Source organism: Microcystis sp. LEGE 08355, assembly GCF_015207185.1.
Lineage (GTDB): Bacteria > Cyanobacteriota > Cyanobacteriia > Cyanobacteriales > Microcystaceae > Microcystis > Microcystis panniformis.
This window is the reverse complement of the sequence record NZ_JADEXI010000032.1, coordinates 1-17,565: the sequence shown is the minus strand read 5'-3', so window position 1 is coordinate 17,565 and position 17,565 is coordinate 1. Positions and strand designations below refer to the sequence as shown.

Annotated in this window: 20 protein-coding genes; 13 read left to right on the top strand and 7 right to left on the bottom strand. The window is 44.3% G+C overall.

Features of this window, described 5'->3' with window-relative positions; translation table 11 throughout:
• Positions 1–181 precede the first annotated feature (181 nt).
• Both IQ242_RS03050 and IQ242_RS03045 read right to left on the bottom strand, forming a co-directional pair.
• Entirely contained in the window at positions 182–1,114 is a 933-nt protein-coding gene (locus IQ242_RS03050; protein ID WP_193958992.1) for a Dam family site-specific DNA-(adenine-N6)-methyltransferase, read from the bottom strand.
• 15 nt (positions 1,115–1,129) lie between these two features.
• Complete coding sequence (locus tag IQ242_RS03045) at positions 1,130–1,351, bottom strand: EcoRV family type II restriction endonuclease (protein ID WP_228020792.1); 222 nt, start codon at positions 1,349–1,351, stop codon at positions 1,130–1,132.
• A 553-nt stretch (positions 1,352–1,904) separates the two neighbouring features.
• Here IQ242_RS03045 and ftsH2 point away from each other — a divergent pair.
• Entirely contained in the window at positions 1,905–3,791 is a 1,887-nt protein-coding gene (gene ftsH2 / locus IQ242_RS03040) for an ATP-dependent zinc metalloprotease FtsH2 (protein WP_193958991.1), read from the top strand.
• A gap of 431 nt (positions 3,792–4,222) precedes the next feature.
• Here ftsH2 and IQ242_RS03035 read toward each other — a convergent pair whose 3' ends face one another.
• Both IQ242_RS03035 and holB read right to left on the bottom strand, forming a co-directional pair.
• Positions 4,223–4,429, bottom strand: coding sequence for a neurohypophysial hormones like protein (locus IQ242_RS03035; protein WP_193958990.1), 207 nt, complete (start codon positions 4,427–4,429; stop codon positions 4,223–4,225).
• Positions 4,430–4,466: 37 nt separating this feature from the next.
• Positions 4,467–5,432: a DNA polymerase III subunit delta' gene (gene holB / locus IQ242_RS03030; RefSeq protein WP_193958989.1), complete on the bottom strand. Its 966-nt coding sequence runs from the start codon at positions 5,430–5,432 to the stop codon at positions 4,467–4,469.
• Between the two features lie 12 nt (positions 5,433–5,444).
• Between holB and IQ242_RS03025 the strand changes: the two genes are divergently transcribed.
• Positions 5,445–5,786 (top strand): hypothetical protein, encoded by a 342-nt coding sequence (locus IQ242_RS03025; protein ID WP_193958988.1) that lies wholly within the window; start codon positions 5,445–5,447, stop codon positions 5,784–5,786.
• 199 nt (positions 5,787–5,985) lie between these two features.
• On the opposite strand, the gene IQ242_RS03020 is transcribed toward IQ242_RS03025, so the two are convergent.
• Positions 5,986–8,316 carry a cation-translocating P-type ATPase gene (locus tag IQ242_RS03020; RefSeq protein WP_193958993.1) on the bottom strand — a complete coding sequence of 777 codons (2,331 nt, stop codon included), beginning with the start codon at positions 8,314–8,316 and terminating at the stop codon, positions 5,986–5,988.
• 496 nt (positions 8,317–8,812) lie between these two features.
• Here IQ242_RS03020 and IQ242_RS03015 point away from each other — a divergent pair, with 496 nt between their 5' ends.
• The 3 genes from IQ242_RS03015 to IQ242_RS03005 all read left to right on the top strand — a co-directional run bounded on the left by IQ242_RS03015 (position 8,813) and on the right by IQ242_RS03005 (position 10,479).
• On the top strand, positions 8,813–9,199 hold the full coding sequence (locus tag IQ242_RS03015; RefSeq protein WP_190358549.1) for a type II secretion system protein: 387 nt from the start codon (positions 8,813–8,815) through the stop codon (positions 9,197–9,199).
• Between the two features lie 592 nt (positions 9,200–9,791).
• Positions 9,792–10,283 (top strand): type II toxin-antitoxin system VapC family toxin, encoded by a 492-nt coding sequence (locus IQ242_RS03010; RefSeq protein WP_052276034.1) that lies wholly within the window; start codon positions 9,792–9,794, stop codon positions 10,281–10,283.
• Positions 10,270–10,479: a hypothetical protein gene (locus IQ242_RS03005; protein WP_002732654.1), complete on the top strand. Its 210-nt coding sequence runs from the start codon at positions 10,270–10,272 to the stop codon at positions 10,477–10,479. Before IQ242_RS03010 ends, IQ242_RS03005 begins: the two co-directional genes overlap by 14 nt.
• Before the next feature lie 248 nt (positions 10,480–10,727).
• On the opposite strand, the gene IQ242_RS03000 is transcribed toward IQ242_RS03005, so the two are convergent.
• Together IQ242_RS03000 and IQ242_RS02995 are read right to left on the bottom strand one after the other, a co-directional pair.
• Positions 10,728–10,949: a type II toxin-antitoxin system HicA family toxin gene (locus IQ242_RS03000; protein ID WP_185239670.1), complete on the bottom strand. Its 222-nt coding sequence runs from the start codon at positions 10,947–10,949 to the stop codon at positions 10,728–10,730.
• Positions 10,946–11,170 (bottom strand): type II toxin-antitoxin system HicB family antitoxin, encoded by a 225-nt coding sequence (locus tag IQ242_RS02995; protein ID WP_002779120.1) that lies wholly within the window; start codon positions 11,168–11,170, stop codon positions 10,946–10,948. Before IQ242_RS02995 ends, IQ242_RS03000 begins: the two co-directional genes overlap by 4 nt.
• A 354-nt stretch (positions 11,171–11,524) precedes the next feature.
• Between IQ242_RS02995 and IQ242_RS02990 the strand changes: the two genes are divergently transcribed.
• From IQ242_RS02990 to IQ242_RS02955, 8 genes are all read left to right on the top strand, one after another.
• On the top strand, positions 11,525–11,800 hold the full coding sequence (locus IQ242_RS02990; protein WP_002733756.1) for a hypothetical protein: 276 nt from the start codon (positions 11,525–11,527) through the stop codon (positions 11,798–11,800).
• Positions 11,797–12,168, top strand: a complete 372-nt coding sequence (locus tag IQ242_RS02985; protein ID WP_036399747.1) for an aspartyl protease — start codon at positions 11,797–11,799, stop codon at positions 12,166–12,168. The genes IQ242_RS02990 and IQ242_RS02985 overlap by 4 nt, the downstream gene beginning before the upstream one ends.
• 266 nt (positions 12,169–12,434) lie before the next feature.
• Complete coding sequence (locus tag IQ242_RS02980) at positions 12,435–12,812, top strand: DUF433 domain-containing protein (RefSeq protein WP_002741562.1); 378 nt, start codon at positions 12,435–12,437, stop codon at positions 12,810–12,812.
• The gene (locus IQ242_RS02975; RefSeq protein ID WP_193958987.1) at positions 12,809–13,201 is read left to right on the top strand and encodes a DUF5615 family PIN-like protein; all 393 of its coding nucleotides are present in this window, start codon (positions 12,809–12,811) and stop codon (positions 13,199–13,201) included. Before IQ242_RS02980 ends, IQ242_RS02975 begins: the two co-directional genes overlap by 4 nt.
• Positions 13,202–13,732: 531 nt before the next feature.
• Entirely contained in the window at positions 13,733–14,815 is a 1,083-nt protein-coding gene (locus tag IQ242_RS02970) for a sulfate ABC transporter substrate-binding protein (protein WP_185237283.1), read from the top strand.
• 156 nt (positions 14,816–14,971) lie between these two features.
• On the top strand, positions 14,972–15,352 hold the full coding sequence (locus IQ242_RS02965; RefSeq protein WP_193958986.1) for a hypothetical protein: 381 nt from the start codon (positions 14,972–14,974) through the stop codon (positions 15,350–15,352).
• Positions 15,349–16,017, top strand: coding sequence for a phosphatase PAP2 family protein (locus IQ242_RS02960; RefSeq protein ID WP_193958985.1), 669 nt, complete (start codon positions 15,349–15,351; stop codon positions 16,015–16,017). Before IQ242_RS02965 ends, IQ242_RS02960 begins: the two co-directional genes overlap by 4 nt.
• Positions 16,018–16,307: 290 nt before the next feature.
• A complete protein-coding gene (locus IQ242_RS02955) occupies positions 16,308–17,306 on the top strand; it encodes a sulfurtransferase (protein WP_193958984.1) in 999 nt (332 codons plus the stop codon).
• Positions 17,307–17,565: the final 259 nt, after the last annotated feature.

Genomic DNA, 17,565 nt, shown 5'->3' with positions numbered 1-17,565 from the left:
TTTTCAGGGAGTCAATTACCTAATTTTCAGGGAAAAAGTCCCTAAAATTCCCCCCCCAATCACTCCCATATCCGGTACTTTTTGATTTCAAAAAAGCCTAAAGATATTATCCAACAAGGTTTTTAGATTTATTCAGCAAACCCTAAATAGTAAGGAGTGAGAATTTGCAACTAGGCATCTTCTAGACTGTTCTCACTCCCTCATTTTCTGCTGTCGATGGGGATAATGACAGTTGTTGCAAATCAGTTCCTCGCTCTGGCAACAAGGGAATGTTAAAGTTAGTAATGAGCGCTTCGGTGATCGGATGACGTAATTTTTCTGTGGAACCCACATGATAAAAATGCTGTTTAGTATAGATATAAAACTTATCAGCACTCCAATTTTTTTTTATTAAAGGATTACTTCTAAACTGATTACTGTGCCAAGTGGACAAAATAAACCGACAAGCAATATCCTTTAAAATAGTCACCAAACAATCTTCATCCTCTTCAGACCAAGAGTTAAAATAATCGGTGTGTCTCCCTAAATAAGGAGGATCGAGATAGATCAAATCTGTTTTTTGCCAATTAGATAAAGTCTCTCGAAAGTCAGCCACTTGAAAATTATAATCAGTTTTAATAAGAATATTTTCTAGGGCAATAACTTGATTGACTATTTTGGTAATATATGCTTGAGAAAATCGTTCTGATTTATGACAGTAAGGTACGTTAAACTGTCCCTTCCGATTGAATCTCATCACGCCATTAAAACAGGAGCGATTGAGAAATAAAAAATCTAGAGAATTAGGAGATTGATTAAATCTTTCTCGTACTTGATAATAATAACTTTCTCCCTGTTCCTTAAGAACTTGACCATTTTCTTGCAAAAAAAGCTTCACAGTTTTACTGGTAATAATTTGATTTTTTAGATTATTATAAAACTGGATAATATGAGTATTCGTGTCTGCAAGTAAAGCCTTTTGGGGATTAATATTAAAAGCCACCACTCCCGATCCAGAAAAGGGTTCTATCCAGCGCCCAAAGCTCAGATCAGACACAATATTTTTAATATCTTTAACCAATTTAGTTTTAATTCCTTGACACTTAATCGGTGGTACAAGTGGCGTTAACTTCACTAAACACTCTCCTCATCAATAGTAATCTCTATCCACAGCAAACTTAGCTCCTGTTGGCTCGTGAATAAAGGTCAAATCAGGGTAAAAATTTTGTTGAGATACTAACTCTATCTTTAATTGGTTACATCTAGCAAAATTATCAAATATGGGAAAAAGAAGCAATTTTAGGATTTTGGAGATGATTTTCGTATCAATAGATATAGTATATACTTCTAGGCAGTTTAAGTACCTAAGCAAAATTAATTACACATCTAAGCCGTCAGTCGAACCCTTTTTCAGTGATCAGTAAACAGTAAACCTCTGGCATAATTAATTTTTGATGGTTCAAAAACAACAAAAATAAGGATTAAATTGCCGAAAGTTTGTAAATAGACCATTTGATTGATTATTATTTATTCTTAATTCTCCTGACTACTGACTCCTAACCCTAACAACAATTTTTGATTTTTACAAGAGGTCTAGTGAACTAAAAACTCAAATCTTATCCCTGATAGCTGTCTCCCGTCTCCCGTCTCCTGTCTCCTGTCTCCTGTCTCGACTAGGAAATTAATTTTGCACGACTACTTAAATTCAGTACAGCTTATCCCAGAAACCATGAGACTCTTGTTAGAACGCATGAACTAAAAAAATCTCTCGTCACCATTCTTGTCAGAATTATGAGAATTACGTTACATTTAGTTAAGATTTAATTGGCTGCGGGGATTAATCTCGAAAAAATAACCTAAAATCCTTGACAAAAACAGCTAAATGAGTTAGGCAAAAATCTTTATCCTAGAACCACTAAACAAACATGAAACTATCCTGGAAAACAATTTTACTGTGGACATTGCCCGCCCTTGTGGTCGGTTTTTTCCTCTGGCAAGGCACTTTTGCCACCGCCACCAGTAATATCGGCAATAACACCGCCAGTACCCGCATGACCTACGGACGCTTTCTAGAATACCTAGACAGTGGTAGAGTTGTCAGCGTCGATCTCTACGAAGGGGGCAGAACCGCGATCGTACAGGCCCTAGATCCAGAACTAGAAAACCGAGTACAACGCCTACGGGTCGATTTACCGGCCAATTCCCCGGATTTGATCGCCCGTTTACGCGATTCTAAAATTAGTTTCGATGCTCACCCGATGCGGAATGACGGCGCTTGGTGGGGATTCCTCGGTAATCTACTTTTTCCCTTTTTGCTGATTGCCGCTCTCTTTTTCCTGTTCCGCCGTTCTAATAATATCCCAGGCGGTCCGGGTCAAGCGATGAGTTTTGGCAAATCAAAAGCTCGTTTCCAGATGGAAGCAAAAACCGGCATCACCTTTGATGATGTGGCAGGAATTGACGAAGCGAAGGAAGAATTACAGGAAGTTGTCACTTTCCTCAAACAACCGGAGAAATTTACCGCCGTCGGTGCCAAAATCCCCAAAGGAGTCCTGTTAGTTGGTCCCCCCGGTACGGGTAAAACCCTGTTAGCCAAAGCGATCGCCGGTGAAGCGGGTGTACCTTTCTTCAGCATTTCCGGTTCGGAATTTGTGGAAATGTTTGTCGGTGTCGGTGCTTCTCGCGTGCGCGATTTGTTCAAAAAAGCCAAGGAAAATGCTCCCTGTTTAATATTTATCGATGAAATTGACGCAGTAGGTCGTCAACGGGGTGCCGGTATCGGTGGTGGTAACGATGAACGGGAACAAACCCTAAACCAATTATTGACAGAAATGGACGGTTTCGAGGGGAATACGGGAATTATCATCATTGCCGCCACTAACCGCCCCGATGTTCTCGATTCCGCTCTCATGCGTCCGGGCCGTTTTGATCGCCAAGTAACCGTCGATGCGCCCGATTTTAAAGGTCGTTTAGAGATTTTAGACGTTCATGCCCGTAATAAAAAGCTGGCCAACGACGTTTCCATCGAAGCGATCGCCCGTCGCACTCCGGGGTTCAGTGGCGCAGATTTAGCCAATTTACTGAACGAAGCGGCAATTTTAACCGCCCGTCGTCGTAAAGATGCCATTACCCTCCTAGAGATAGATGACGCGGTAGATCGCGTTATCGCCGGTATGGAAGGCACTCCTTTAGTCGATAGCAAGAGCAAGCGCTTAATCGCTTACCATGAAGTGGGCCATGCGATCGTGGGTACGCTCTTAAAAGATCACGATCCCGTCCAGAAAGTGACTCTGATTCCCCGGGGACAGGCCCAGGGTTTAACTTGGTTCACTCCCAACGAAGAACAGGGTTTAACCACGAAAGCGCAGTTAATGGCCCGGATTTCCGGTGCTTTAGGTGGTCGGGCGGCCGAGGAAGAAATCTTCGGCTATGATGAGGTGACTACCGGCGCCGGTGGCGATTTACAGCAAGTTTCTGATATGGCCCGCCAGATGGTGACTCGTTTCGGGATGAGCGATTTGGGTCCTTTGTCCCTAGAAAGTCAAGGGGGTGAAGTGTTCCTCGGTGGCGGTTTGATGACTCGTTCCGAGTATTCTGAGAAGGTCGCTACTCGCATCGATGATCAGGTGCGATCGATCGTGGAACACTGTCATGAAATTTCTCGGCAAATTGTCCGCGATCATCGCGAAGTGATCGATCGAGTGGTGGACCTGCTGATCGAAAAAGAAACGATCAATGGGGAAGAATTCCGGCAAATTGTGGCTGAATACGCCTACGTTCCCGAAAAAGAACAGTTTGTACCACAGTTATAGGTTGATTTCAATCTATAGGCGATCGGGTGGGTTAAAGCTCACCCGATTTTTTTATGCTAGTTAGGGTTTGCTGAATAAATGTGAAATGTAGGCAAGGTAAGAGTTTTGTGGCTTTTTTCGCGAAACAGGTGCAAGATTTTGAGAGAATCGTCGTTCAAAAACTTGCGTCTTCATCGGCCCGCGTCCTGTAGGGGCGAAGCATTCGGTTAGAAAATCTACGGTTTCACCGATAGGTTATTGTCCGAATGCTTCGCCCGTACTTTTTGCCGCAGACCCTAGTTAGGGGTTCAAAAACGACAAAAATAAGGATTAAATTGCCTAAAATCTGTAAATAGACAATTTAATTGATTATTATTCATTCTTAATTCTCCTGACTACTGACTACTGGCTACTGACTCCTAACCCCACCAACAAACTTTTTGCCGCAAACCCTAGTCATCGTCATCGTCTTTATTCTGGTCATTATCATCGTCTTTTTGCCGATTTTCCCCGTCTTCATCGCTATCTTCGTCTTTTTGCGGCGATTCCACCGTGGTAGGGACGTTTTTCGGTTCTTCGGCTTGTTTTGCTCCCTGACAAGCACCTAAAACCGTAGTCAAAGTTAACAGAATCAGCAAAACTAAGGATTTGATTTTCATGGTCTTTCTCCCCACTCGATCGATAAATATAACAATTTTAAGACTTTTGGGCGGTGGATAGCTTGGCTAATGCCAAGAAAGTGCATTCCCAGACTAAACGGGGTTGAACGTAGGCTAACAGCTGCCGGCGGGTTTTTTCCAAGATTTCTAAAATCGATCGCTCTCGTCGTCGTTGCCAATCCTCATACTGAAGATAACTCACATACCATAATTGGGTTTCCGTGTCAAGAGTTTGAGCGATAATTTTGGCTAATTCCAGCGCTTGGGAGAGTTTTAGGGGAAACTTGCTCAAAGATCGCGGTAAATCTTGGGGGAGACTGTCGAGAAACTCTAAAGCGGCGATCGCTTCTCCGGGGCTACCTTGAGCTAAACCGAGAATTGCCGGATAATTGAGAACGCGAGCTTGTCCGTTAGAGCGCAGGACTTGAGCGAGATTTTCTTCCGAAAGACGCTGAAAAGGGATGTGTTGACAGCGAGAAACGAGAGTGGGTAGTAAAGAGGAGGGACTAGGAGCAATCAGGATTAAAGTGGCTTTTCCAGGTTCCTCAAGCGTTTTTAAGAGCGCATTTGCCGCCGCTTCCGTCATGGTGTCTGCTTGCTCGATCACTACCACAGAGCGGGCCGATTCGAGGGGAGGACGACTTAAAAAGTTAGTAATCTCGCGAATTTGTTCGATGCGGATTTGCGGGGGAGCTTTGCGCTTGAGATTGCTTTCCTGTGCTTCTTTTGCGGTGAGTAGTTTGCCTTGGTGTTGATAAGTGGGTTCAATCCAGAGTAAATCGGGATGATTGCCACCGAGAAAGCGTTTCAGGATTAATTCCCTTGTTTCCGGAGATCGATCTCTAGTTAACAAGTCTTGACAGAAACATTTTGCTGCTAGATTGCGTCCAATCCCCTTAGCGCCAGCGAATAAGTAAGCGGGAGCGATCGAATTGACTTCAAGCGCTCTTTGTAGTAGTTCAATGGCCTGATTTTGACCGATTAACCTTGACCAATTTATCATCTTTTCCCTGCCATGGCTCGCTATTGCTGTTCCTATTTTGTCGGGATTTCTCCTCATCAGACCGGGTTTTTATACGATGATATATTAAGTTTGGGTGAATTTGAAATCATCAAGCGCCGGCCTGATGTCTTGCTTTTATCGGAAGTTCCTAACGATGCTTTCTTTCCCCAGTTAGTGAAAGTGGAATTGTTTATCCATCCTCCCACTAGCTCGGAACTTCAGATTGATTTATTGGTAAAAAATCATGAATTGCCCCTGAGAATTAATAATCGTTGTCGGCGATTTTTTGAATCTATTCACCAGATTATTACCAAAAATTATCAAGGTCAATCCCTGACCAGAATTACCGCTTAACCCGATTTGTTCCTGTCTCCGTCAACTGACAAAGACGGGGACAAAATACCATCTTGGCTCTCTTAGGTAACGAACCACAAAGACACAGAGGACACAGAGATTGATCGCTCCTGTATCAGTGAAACTTATGACACAAAGAATAAGAGAGCCGCTCTTTTTGGTGCTTGATAGATTTATCGAGAAAAAATCGGTAATTGCTTTAATTTTTGCCTTCCTGCGTCGATTTGAGCGGAGGAAATTGACGACGTAAAAGCAAGGAATTACTCACCACCATAACCGAACTAAAAGCCATCAAAGCTGCTGCTAGGGCCGGACTGAAAGCTAGACCCCAATGGGGCAGTAATAAACCACCAGCAATGGGAATAGCAAAGGTATTATAACCCAAAGCCCAAAAAAGATTCTGTCGGATTTTTTGCCATGTGGCCAGACTTAAATGCAGAGATTGCACCACATCCTCCAGGCGATCGCTAATTAAAACGATCCCGGCTGTTTCCATGGCCACTTCCGTGCCACCGGCCAGAGCAATACCGATGTTAGCCTGTCCTAGTGCAGGAGCGTCATTGATACCATCCCCGACCATAGCCACGATTTTGCCCTCTTTTGTCTGTAGATCTGCAATTAAGGCGGATTTTTCGGTGGGGGCAACTTGGGCATAAAATTGACTAATACCCAAACTATTAGCGATCGCTGTCACCACTTCTTGGCGATCGCCACTGAGTAAAATCACCTCTAAACCGAGTTTTTGCAACTGATTCACGGTTGTTTGAGCATCGGGACGTAATCGATCCTGAAAAGCAATCGCGCCGAGTAATTGTTCTTCCCTACCCAGATAAATCACCGTTTTACCCGCCTCTAAAAGCTCTTGAATACGGGGGATAGTTTCATCGATTTTAATGCCGTTCTGTGCCAACCATTGCCGATTTCCTAGAACAATTTTCGACCCCTGCACCCTTGCCGAAACTCCCAATCCGGCCACAGTTTGAAAATCTTCCCCCGTCAGGTTAGTAGGAGGAGTAACTGCGTCTAAAATCGCCCGAGCAAGAGGATGATTAGTACCACTCTCCACTACTGCCGCTAATTGTTGAATTTCCAGAGAATTAAGCTCAGAAAAACTCAAACAATCGGTAATTTCTGGATGACCTTGGCTAAGGGTTCCCGTTTTGTCAAAAACCACCGTTTGCAGTTGCGAGACGGTTTCCAAAACATCGCCCCCTTTAATTAAAATACCCCGTTCGGCTGCTAAACTGGTTCCCACCAGTAGGGCCGTCGGTGTGGCTAAACCGAGAGCGCAGGGACAAGCGACCACAAGCACAGAAATCGCTAATTTTAGGGACAAAAGTAGGGGAGAAGTGGGTTGAATCAGATCGTGGTGTCCTGTGGTTGACCCTAACACCTCTGGAAACAGCCTAGTTCCCCAAAAATACCAAAAGAGCAGCACAATTAGGGCAATTATCATCACTCCGTAGGCAAAATAACCCGCTACCCGGTCCGCTATCTTCTGTACCGGGGCCTTGCGAGTTTGGGCTGATTCCACGGCTGCGATAATCTTAGCTAGGGTGGTATCGGTCCCCACCTGACGAGTTTGCACCGCAATCGCACCAGAGAGATTGAAACTGCCAGCAATGACTAAATCTCCCATTTCCTTAACCACCGGCAGCGATTCCCCCGTTAATAAAGCTTCATCTACCGTGGTTCTTCCCTGAATAATCTCCCCATCCACGGGAATTTTTTCCCCGGGTAAGACGCGCACCCATTCCCCGACGCGCAGCTGTTCCACGGGAATCGCCACGCCCACACGGTCATCTGTACTACCAATCAGGTGAGCCACTGCCGGTTGTAGGGAGGTAAGCGCTTCTAAGTCTGCGGCTGCGCGATGACGGGAATGCGCTTCTAGAGTCCGTCCGAGGAGAATAAACCCTAACAGCATGACTGGTTCATCGAAAAAGCACTCTAGACCGAGATTAGGGAAGATAAGAGCCAAACAACTGGCTATATAGGCGCTACCTGTGCCTAAACTAACGAGAGTGTTCATATTTGGCATCCCGTGCCGTAATCCGCGCCAACCATCGATGAAAATATCGCGGCCGGGGAATAAAATGGCTAGGGTGGCTAAAGTCCAGTGAAAAGCAATACTTTGAAGGATGGGGATTTCTGGTCCCCCGATGTGGTGTAAGTGACCAATCAGGGAAAAAACCAGTAAACAACAAGCGATCGCTAATCGGTATAATTGTTGTTGCCGTTCTTTTTGTTGGTTTTGCAGCCGTTGATTTTGTTGAGAAAGGGGAGTCGATGAGCTGCGCGGTTGGGAGGGGAATCCAATCGCGGTTAATTTTGCGGCTAACTGCTCTGGTGCGATCGCATCTGGTTGGTATTCAATCACGGCAATTTCCGTGATTAGGTTAACTTGGGCCGATTTTACCCCTTGATTTTGGCTGAGTTGTCGTTCTACGGCACTAACACAGCCGGCGCATTTCATGCCTTTTACGTCTAGAGTAGCGGTTTTTAGTCCAGTTTTGGCGGCTAGGATCATAGAAAAAGTAGGCAAGGATGGTCTTTACTTCTATCCTAGAAATTCTCGGCCGATTTTTAAACTATTTTGGCGATCTCTTCCCGATCCATTCTCGATCGGCAATACTATCAGAAGAGACTTGCCGCTCATTGTCAGTGGTTGCCGCATAATTACGAATCACGCCGATTGGTGGCGCTCAATTAGGGGGGGGGCAGTGCGATGCCGAAGGCACTGCGTAGTAGTACGCTATCGCTGTAGGGTGCGTTCCCTAATACAAGTCCTAAGTGGGTGGGTGGAATTAAATATAAGATGAACGTAGGTTGGGCTTCGGCCGTGATCTTTTGCCGAACGGTTGAAGCATGAAACCCAACGCTAAGATAACTGCTATAGTTGGCATCCAGCTTTTTGTAAAGAAATTTAAATTTCACGCATAGTTAAGCCTCTTCAGCCTAAATAAACGAATAGAAACAGTTTTATTGTTCAGAAGCAAATCCAACACCTGTACTCAGGAAAAATCATGAACGCTAACTTCAAAACCAAACTGCTGCTCAAAATCGCCAACAAGAAGGCTAACAAAGGTTTCACCCTAATTGAACTCTTAGTCAATACTATTATTGTCGGCATTCTCGCAATCAGCGCCGTTTCTTTCCTAGGACAGATTTTTTTGGGCAGGAGTTTTGCCGAAAATCAACTGAGAGACCATGTTAATTCCGTTCTTAGAGAAGACCTAAAAGGAGCGAACTGTCAGGCAATAGATAGCGACAGTAACGGCTATGTCTCTTGTGACTATACGGTTGTTTCCCGACCTCAAGAGACTCGCCCGATTGAATGTGCCGCTTGGGGATGGTATGGCTTGATCAATCGCGGATGCCGCACTCGCTTTCCCAATTTCCCTAATCGCTAAGTTTTGGTGAGATGTAAAGCATCTTTTTCGGGATTTAGGGTAGATTTTGCCCCCACAAGGGTATTTGGACACACGCGATCACTATTGCGATCGCCGATCTGGTAGGGTGCGTTAATGAAATGTAACGCACCTTATCTAATGTTCAAAATTCGTGCGTTACCCTGACGCTAACACACGCTATATCATATTGATCGCCAAGGTGATTGCCAAAGCGATCGGGTATAACACAGTGCGATCGCCGATCTGGTAGGGTGCGTTAATGAAATGTAACGCACCTTATCTAATGTTCAAAATTCGTGCGTTACGCTGACTGGACTGTTTCAGCTGTAGGGTGCGTTTCCTAATGCGGGATTTTTGGGAACGCACCATGCACATTGATTGAAGCTGTGAGGTTAGGTACGATGCCGCTCTTGTGGGCCCAGTGCGATCGCCTCGCCCGTAGGTTGGGTTGACGCAAGGAAACCCAACATCAATCAACTCATAACAGTGCGATCGCTGATCTTGTAGGTTGGGTTGACGGTTGTTACCCAACTCCCTCAAAACCAAGATTAAATGCAGTAGGATAGACGTTGGATAGATTTTCTAGATTGCCGTGAGTGAAAGCGTCTATATTGAAACCAGCGTTATTGGTTATCTGACAGCCAGATCGACCAAAAACTTGGTTGTTGCTGGGAATATTGAAACGACAAGGGACTGGTGGCAAAATCGCCGTAATGATTTTCTTCTCTATATCTCACAGGTTGTTTTAGATGAAGTCGCTAAGGGAGATACAGAGATTGCTTTGAAAAGGTTAGAAATTGTCAATGAAATGCCTTTGGTTGAACTCAATCAAGCTGTACGCAACTTGGCAGCCCAGTTTCTTATACGAAGCAACCTTCCTGCCAAAGCTTCTGATGATGCGGTTCACATTGCTGCGGCGACTGTCCACGGGCTAGATTACTTGTTAACATGGAACTGTAAACATATTGCCAACGCTCAAATTCAGAGGAAGTTGGCAGAGCTCAGTCTTGATTTGGGATACGAGTTACCCATAATTTGTACTCCTTACGAACTTTTAGGAGATTATAACGATGTGGCAAGATGACATTTTAGATGAAATTCATAAATTTCGAGAAGAACACGCTAAATCCTTTAACTACGATTTGGATGCAATGTTTGTAGATTGGCAAAAAAGACAAGCAGAAAGTGGCAGGCAGGTAGTCAGCTTACCACCAAAGCAAGGTCTAACAAGTCGTTGGAGCCGACCAAAACAGGATGAACCACAAGAATCTCAAATCTAATCGTGGCGGCTCAACTTAGCCGTTAGACCGACAATGATTCGTACTTGTCTTTGTAAATAGTCCGATTGGTTAGTTATGATTGCGATGCCGAAGGCACTGCGTAGCAGTACGCTGATCTTGTAGGGTGCGTTAACGAAGTGTAACGTACCGATGATATTGTGCAGGTTTATGCCGACAATTTTATGGGTTGCTCTAGAACCGGAAAATTCTGAATTATCTGTGGGAGTGTAATCCCATAGTAAAATGCTTTATAAAAGGTCAACAAATTCGTCAACGCTCAAGCCGACTTGCCGAATAATTGCGCGTAAAGTACCTCGATCTAGTTCTTTATGATCTGGTACCGAGACTGTTGTTTTGGGAGCTTCACGTACTAAAATCATGTGACTTCCACGCTGACGCTCTACGGCAAAGCCTATTTGCTCAAGTGCTTTTACACATTCGGCGCCTGAGATAACACGTAATTTACTCATACCAGAATGACCTCAACCGTATCATTGGGAACAGGTTCACCCCGATCCTGTAAAACTTCGATATACAGAGCGATTGCCTCTTCAATATTGGCTAGAGCCTCCTCACGAGTTTTTCCCTGGCTAATACATCCTGGCAAACTAGGAACTTCGACAACAAAGTAACTATCCTCACCAGGATAGAGAAGTACTTTACGGCTGGATTCAGCTTGTGGTTTAACCATAATCATTGCTCGATAACTATTTGGTTGTTTCATTCAAATATTAACATTTTATGTTTTAGAACCAGTGTGATGCCGAAGGCACTGCGTAGCAGATCGCCGATCTTGTAGGGTGCGTTAATGAAATGTAACGCACCTTATCTAATGTTCAAAATTCGTGGGTTACGCTGACTGGACTGTTTCAGCCGTAGGGTGCGTTTCCTAATGCGGGATTTTTGAGAACGCACCATGCACATTGATTGAAGCTGTGAGGTTAGGTGCGGTGCTGCTCTTGTGGGCCCAGTGGAGGAATGTTAGGGAAGATTGCCAATGTTTAGGTTAAAATAGAGGGGCAAAAGTTGCCACAGGGTCGCTTCAATGACAGTTCGACAACCCCGCTACAGCAAAGAAGAATTTGCCCGACGTGGACACGAAGTCTATGAGTCTCAGGTACGCTCCCAAATCGAGGAAGGGAATCATGGGAAGATTGTAGCAATAGACATCGAAACAGGGGCTTTTGAAGTGGCTGACGACAGCCTAACAGCTGCTAAACAACTGTTAATACGTTTTCCTGATGCACAAATATTTGGTATTCGGATTGGACATCGTGCCGTCCATCGTTTTGGCTTTCGTTCCCCCAGTGTATCGCCATGATGATGGGGAGCGTCAATTCGCACCGAGAAGCAATTATTCAATTCGTAGTGCTAGGCGAAAATCACCAGAGACAAGCGATTAAAGCAGTTATTGACACTGGTTACACTGGATTTCTCACGTTGCCTTCTGCTATCATTACAAGACTAGGATTAACGTGGTATATGCAAGAAGAGGGAATCTTGGGCGATGGAAGCCTCTGTATGTTTAACGTATTTGAGGCAACTGTGATCTGGGATGGTCAGATCAAATCTATTGAAATCAATGAGTCAGAGACAGATCCATTAGTTGGTATGGGTTTACTTGATGGCTATGAGTTGAATATTCAGGGTTTTGCTGGGGGATTAGTGACAATTAAACCTTTGTCATAGTGCGATCACAATCGCCGTAGCCGTAGGGTGCGTTCCCTAATGCAAGTCCTACTGTTCCACCAATAGATTTTTGGGAACGCACCATGCACATTGATTGAAGTTGTCAGTCTAAGTGGGATGACGAAGGCACGGCCTAGCAGTACACTGATCTTGTCGCGTAAGGGGCGGGCTATAATGAACGGTGAACCTGATTGGTCAGAAAAAATTGACCAATATTTGTCTGGTGAAACCATTGACCATTAAGTGGATTCTAAGGAGCTAAGGGAATGACCTGGACGGCAAACCAACAAGCGAAAATTATCCGTACAGAGCGAGGACTGACGATCGCTGGCACGCGCATCACCCTCTATGATGTGATCGATCTCCTAAAAGCTGATTATCCTCCTAAACTGATTCGTGACACATTTAACCTCACGAACGCGCAAATTGACGCAGCTTTGTCCTACATTCAGGTAAACCAAGCTCAGGTCGAGGTTGAATATCAAGAGGTTCTTCAGAATAGGGAAGAAATTCGCCAGTATTGGGAAGATCGTAACCGTGAACGCTTTGCTCGAATTGCAGCAATGCCACATAAACCAGGACAAGAAGCGTTTTGGGCAAAGCTTGAGGAGCAGAGAGCCAGACGTGCTGCACAAAAACAATGACTTTCTTAGTTGACTACAACCTCGACGGTTATGCGCTGATTTTTCTTGGTATATTGGCAAAACGTGGTTGGCTTGAGTTTCAGTCTGTCCAATTTGTCACCTTTAGAGAGGTTGGACTGTCGATGGAAAGTAGCGATCGCGTAGTCTGGCGCTATGCTCAAGAACAGGAGATGATGATTCTTACTGCTAACCGAAATATGAAGGGTGATGATTCCCTTGAGCAGGTTATGCGAGAAGAGAACACAGAGAAATCGTTTCCAGTGTTGACGATTGGAAATCTCGATCGTTTGAGTGAAGCTGAGTATAGAGAGCGCTGCGCTGAACGACTGATCGAAATTGCTGTAGATCTTGATAATTACAAGGGGGTTGGTCGGTTATTCATTCCATGATATTGTCGGCTACGCTTGAAAATTAAGGCGATCGCAGTCTGATCGCTGAGAAGCACGGCATAACTTAGCCGTTATGCGGCAAGTTTCTGAATAGATCGCAATCGCTGTAGGGTGCGTTCCCTAATGCAGGATTTTTTGGGACGCACCCTGCTTATTGATTGAAGTCGTTAGACCGCCTCAATTTTAGGGTAATAGTTGCTAAGGTCTGCTAACTTCACCGGTGAACCCACATAGGGAAAGGTTTGTGAGCACTAAAAAATTCTTTCTTCTCCATAAAGACAATAAAATCTCTATTCTGGAAGCATAAAGAGGCTTCAGGCGAATTTAAAGGCACATTTAAGCTATGTAAATCGAATATTTACACTTTTTTCAGCTAATCAAGCCATTAATGGCTTGATTTCTTTGCATCTAACCCAAACAGTATAATTTTTTCTTCGATGTATTGAAAATGTTTTTTATTTCGTATAGAATACAATTCGAGAGAAAATACCTAGCAATCTCCCATAAATAAACAAAGGAGCCGATGACATCGTGATCCCTGATCCTAGATCCCCAAAACGGAAAACCCTCTTACCTTTTATTTCTCTAGCTACGGCTGCCGTCGTGACAACGGGAATCGGACTAACTTTTAGTCCCCTATCAGCATCGAGTAATCTGCTGGCAGCTGCGGATAAACAGCAAGCTAAACAACAAACCGTGGAAATAACCCTGGTTTCCTACGCGGTGACTCAATCAGCCTACTCAAAAATCATCCCTCTATTCGTCAACAAATGGAAAAGAGAGAAAAAACAGGATGTGGTGATTAAACAGAGTTATGGTGGCTCTGGTTCCCAAACCCGCGCTGTTATCGACGGATTAGATGCAGATGTGGTAAATTTGGCTATCGGTTCCGATGTGGAACGCCTGCAAAAAGCGGGTTTAGTTAACCCCGGTTGGCAGAAAGAATTACCCAATAACGCCATCGCCACTCGTTCCGTGGTAGCTTTAGTTACTCGTCAGGGCAATCCCAAAGGAATCCGCAACTGGCCAGATCTAGCCAAATCGGGGATTAAAGTCATTACTGCCAACCCGAAAACCTCTGGGGTGGCCCGGTGGAATTTTCTGGCCCTGTGGGGATCGGTAACTCGGACCGGCGGCAGTGAAGCACAAGCGACCAATTTCGTCCGTAATGTCTATAAAAACGTGCCTGTACTACCCAAAGATGCCCGGGAAGCCAGCGATGTCTTCTTTAAACAGGATCAGGGGGACGTGCTGCTTAACTACGAAAACGAGGTGATTCTGGCCCGTCAAAAAGGAGAAACCGGTTTTTCCTATACTATTCCTCCAGTCAATGTTTCGATCGATCCGCCCGTGGCCGTAGTGGATAAAATAGTTGATAAACGCAAAACCCGGGAAGTAGCGACAGCTTTTGCCCAATTTCTCTTTACTCCCGAAGCGCAGCGGGAATTCGCCAAGGTGGGTTTCCGTCCCGTTAATGCTAATGTGGCTAAAGAGTTTAGTAAACAATACCCAAAAGTGTCGAATCTGTTCCCCTATACGGCGGTCGGTAGCTGGGATGCGATCCAGAAAAAATTCTTCGCTGATGGGGCGATTTTTGACCAAATTCAGCGTTAATTAGTAGTAGGCCGTCAGCTAAGTAAGTGGTTCTGATTAATTGATCCCCCCTTAATCCCCCCTTAATAAGGGGGGTATCTGACAATTTTCAACACCTACTTACTTAGATAGCTGATGGCAAAAAAACAAAACTAATAGTTAGTAACTAAAAAAAAGATGTATCTACTTGACAAAATCAAAAACGGAACCTTGGTATTGATTGGTTACTTATTATCGCCCCTGTGTTGGTGGAACGATCTAATTTTTAATCTGCCGATCGCCTACGGTTTCGGTCGTTTAATTGCTTGCTTACACGCCGATTTTTTTCTACCTGCGGCCGTGGTTGGTTATTGGTTATCTAATCTTGTGGGAATTTTGCTAATGCAGTTCGGGACGAAAGAATTAATCGGTGGAGAGAAAGAAGAACGCAATTGGACAAAAGAATTAAGAAATGGATTAGTTTCCTCGACTGCCTATACATTAGTAATTATGGTCTTAATTCATTTTCAGGTATTAGAAATGCCCCTGTTATCCTCGATCGCTACTTTTGCCCCGTGATGCCCAAAACCTACTTAAACAATAGCTTAATTTTCTTAGCCATCTTGTTAACATCGCTAACTTTTACGGATTTAGCACTCGCTATTGACCGGCATCCCCAAGGATTTGCTTGGGAAAAATCCCTGATGTTATCTATTCATCAAACCGCTAATTTAAGCCTAAACTATTTGGCCATAAAACTAACGGGATTAGGTACTTATTGGGGAGTGGCTCCGATACTGACAATTTCACTGCTGATTTTTGCCGTAAAAAAATACTGGTATGGATTCGCTTATCTGCTTGTGACTATGGCGGGAGGTTGGGCAATTAGTTATAATCTCAAGATTTTTTTTCATCGAAAACGCCCGCAATTTTGGCAGTTATTTTATCCCTTACCCGATGATTTTGCCTTCCCTAGCGGTCATGCTTTATTTAGTTCCCTGTTAGTGGTTTCTTTACTGATCCTATCTTGGAGAACGCGCTGGTTTTTAGGGGTAGTTTTACTGGGGATTCCCTTCCTCTTAGTTATTGCTTGGACTCGTCTTTATTTAGGTGTTCACTTTCCTAGTGATATCCTTGCCGCTTGGCTTTTAGCGCTCGCTTGGTCCCTCCTAGTTCATCTCTGGTGGCAACAGTTATTAGAGGCAGCCAAGGCGATCAACACCCAAGAGGAAATTAATAATTAGGGAGGCACAATTATTTGTAGGATGGGTTAGCAGTAGCGTAAACTATGGGGGCGTTGGGTTTCATGCTTCAACCGTTCGGCAAAAGCTCACGGCCGAAGCCCAACCTACGTTCATATCTGGTGGCGACAGTTATTAGAGACACCCAAGGCGATCAACACCCAAGAGGAAATTAATAATTAGTTGATAGACTTGCTGCCAAGAAAAATATCACGTTATACCTAAATTTTTGGAGAAAGCTAATCAAAGCCTTATAGTAATTATCGTTTGATATTCGTCGCTGACACTGAATCATGAAACCAAAAATGCCTAAAGGGAAGGGTCTATCCCTGGGACGGTTTCAAAGCCGTCCCCTTACTTTTTTCACTTTAGTTCTCCTCTGCATTTTAACCTTTACCTTAGCACCGTCATCGCCCCTGATGGCCACGTCTAAATCTGAGACTAAGATAGACTTTGTATCGCCGGTTTGGGTAGCACAAAATCTCAACGATCCGAAGTTAAAAATTCTCGATGTGCGGATTAATCCTTTGGAATATATCACCGGTCATTTACCGAAAGCGGTGAATATAGCCGATAATAATTTTCGTGGTCCAAACGGATTTTTGCCGGTTCAATATTGGCAAGAGGATAAAATTGGCAGTCTCTTTGCCGCCGCGGGAATCACTAATGGCGATCGAGTGGTAGTATATTCCGATGGTCGCGATGTCTTGGGGGCAACCATGGTCGCCTATTTACTAGAGCGATCGGGTTTCCGAGATGTGGCGGTCTTAGATGGCGGGTTTAAGGGTTATAAGGGTTCTGAACAAAAGGTAACGAAAGAATTCCCTAAATATCAACCAGGGAGCTTTACTGTCCGTGATAATCCCTCGATTCGGGTGACTTTGGCAGAAGTAGAGAAATTGATCGGCAAACCCGATGTGGTTTTTATCGATCCTAGACCGGAAGAACTTTTTCAGGGGAAACAGGATATCTGGCTGAGAAATGGTCATATTCCGGGGGCGAAAAATATACCCTGGCCGACTTTTACGGAAGCGAATAATCCCGATGAATCCCTGAAAAATCCCCATAAATTGCAATCTTTAGACGAAATCAGGAAGATTCTTGCCCAACGCAACATCAAGCCCTCGGATAATATTATCGTCAGTTGCAGTACCGGACGGGAAGCGACTTTACAGTATATTGTCCTCAAACATCTGCTCGGTTATCCCAAGGTGCGAATTTATGAGGGTTCTTGGACAGAGTACAGCACCACAGATCTGCCCGTCGCTACTGGGCCAGAAAAAGCGGTCTGAAGTCAAGTTTCTCGGTTTATACTCGTTGTGTTTAACCATCTTGCCCAAGATGGTTTTTTTGTTGGGGTAGGTTCCCGACGACGAATAAGTTAGGGTTTGCTGAATAAATCTAAAAACCTTGTTGGATAAGGTTTTTAGACTTTTTTTCCCTCAAAAAGTGCCGACCATTGGAGTGATTGGGGGGAAAATTCAGGTACTTTTTCCCTGAAAATTAGGTAGTTGACCACCTGAAAATCGATAAAACCCCACTTCCCCACAC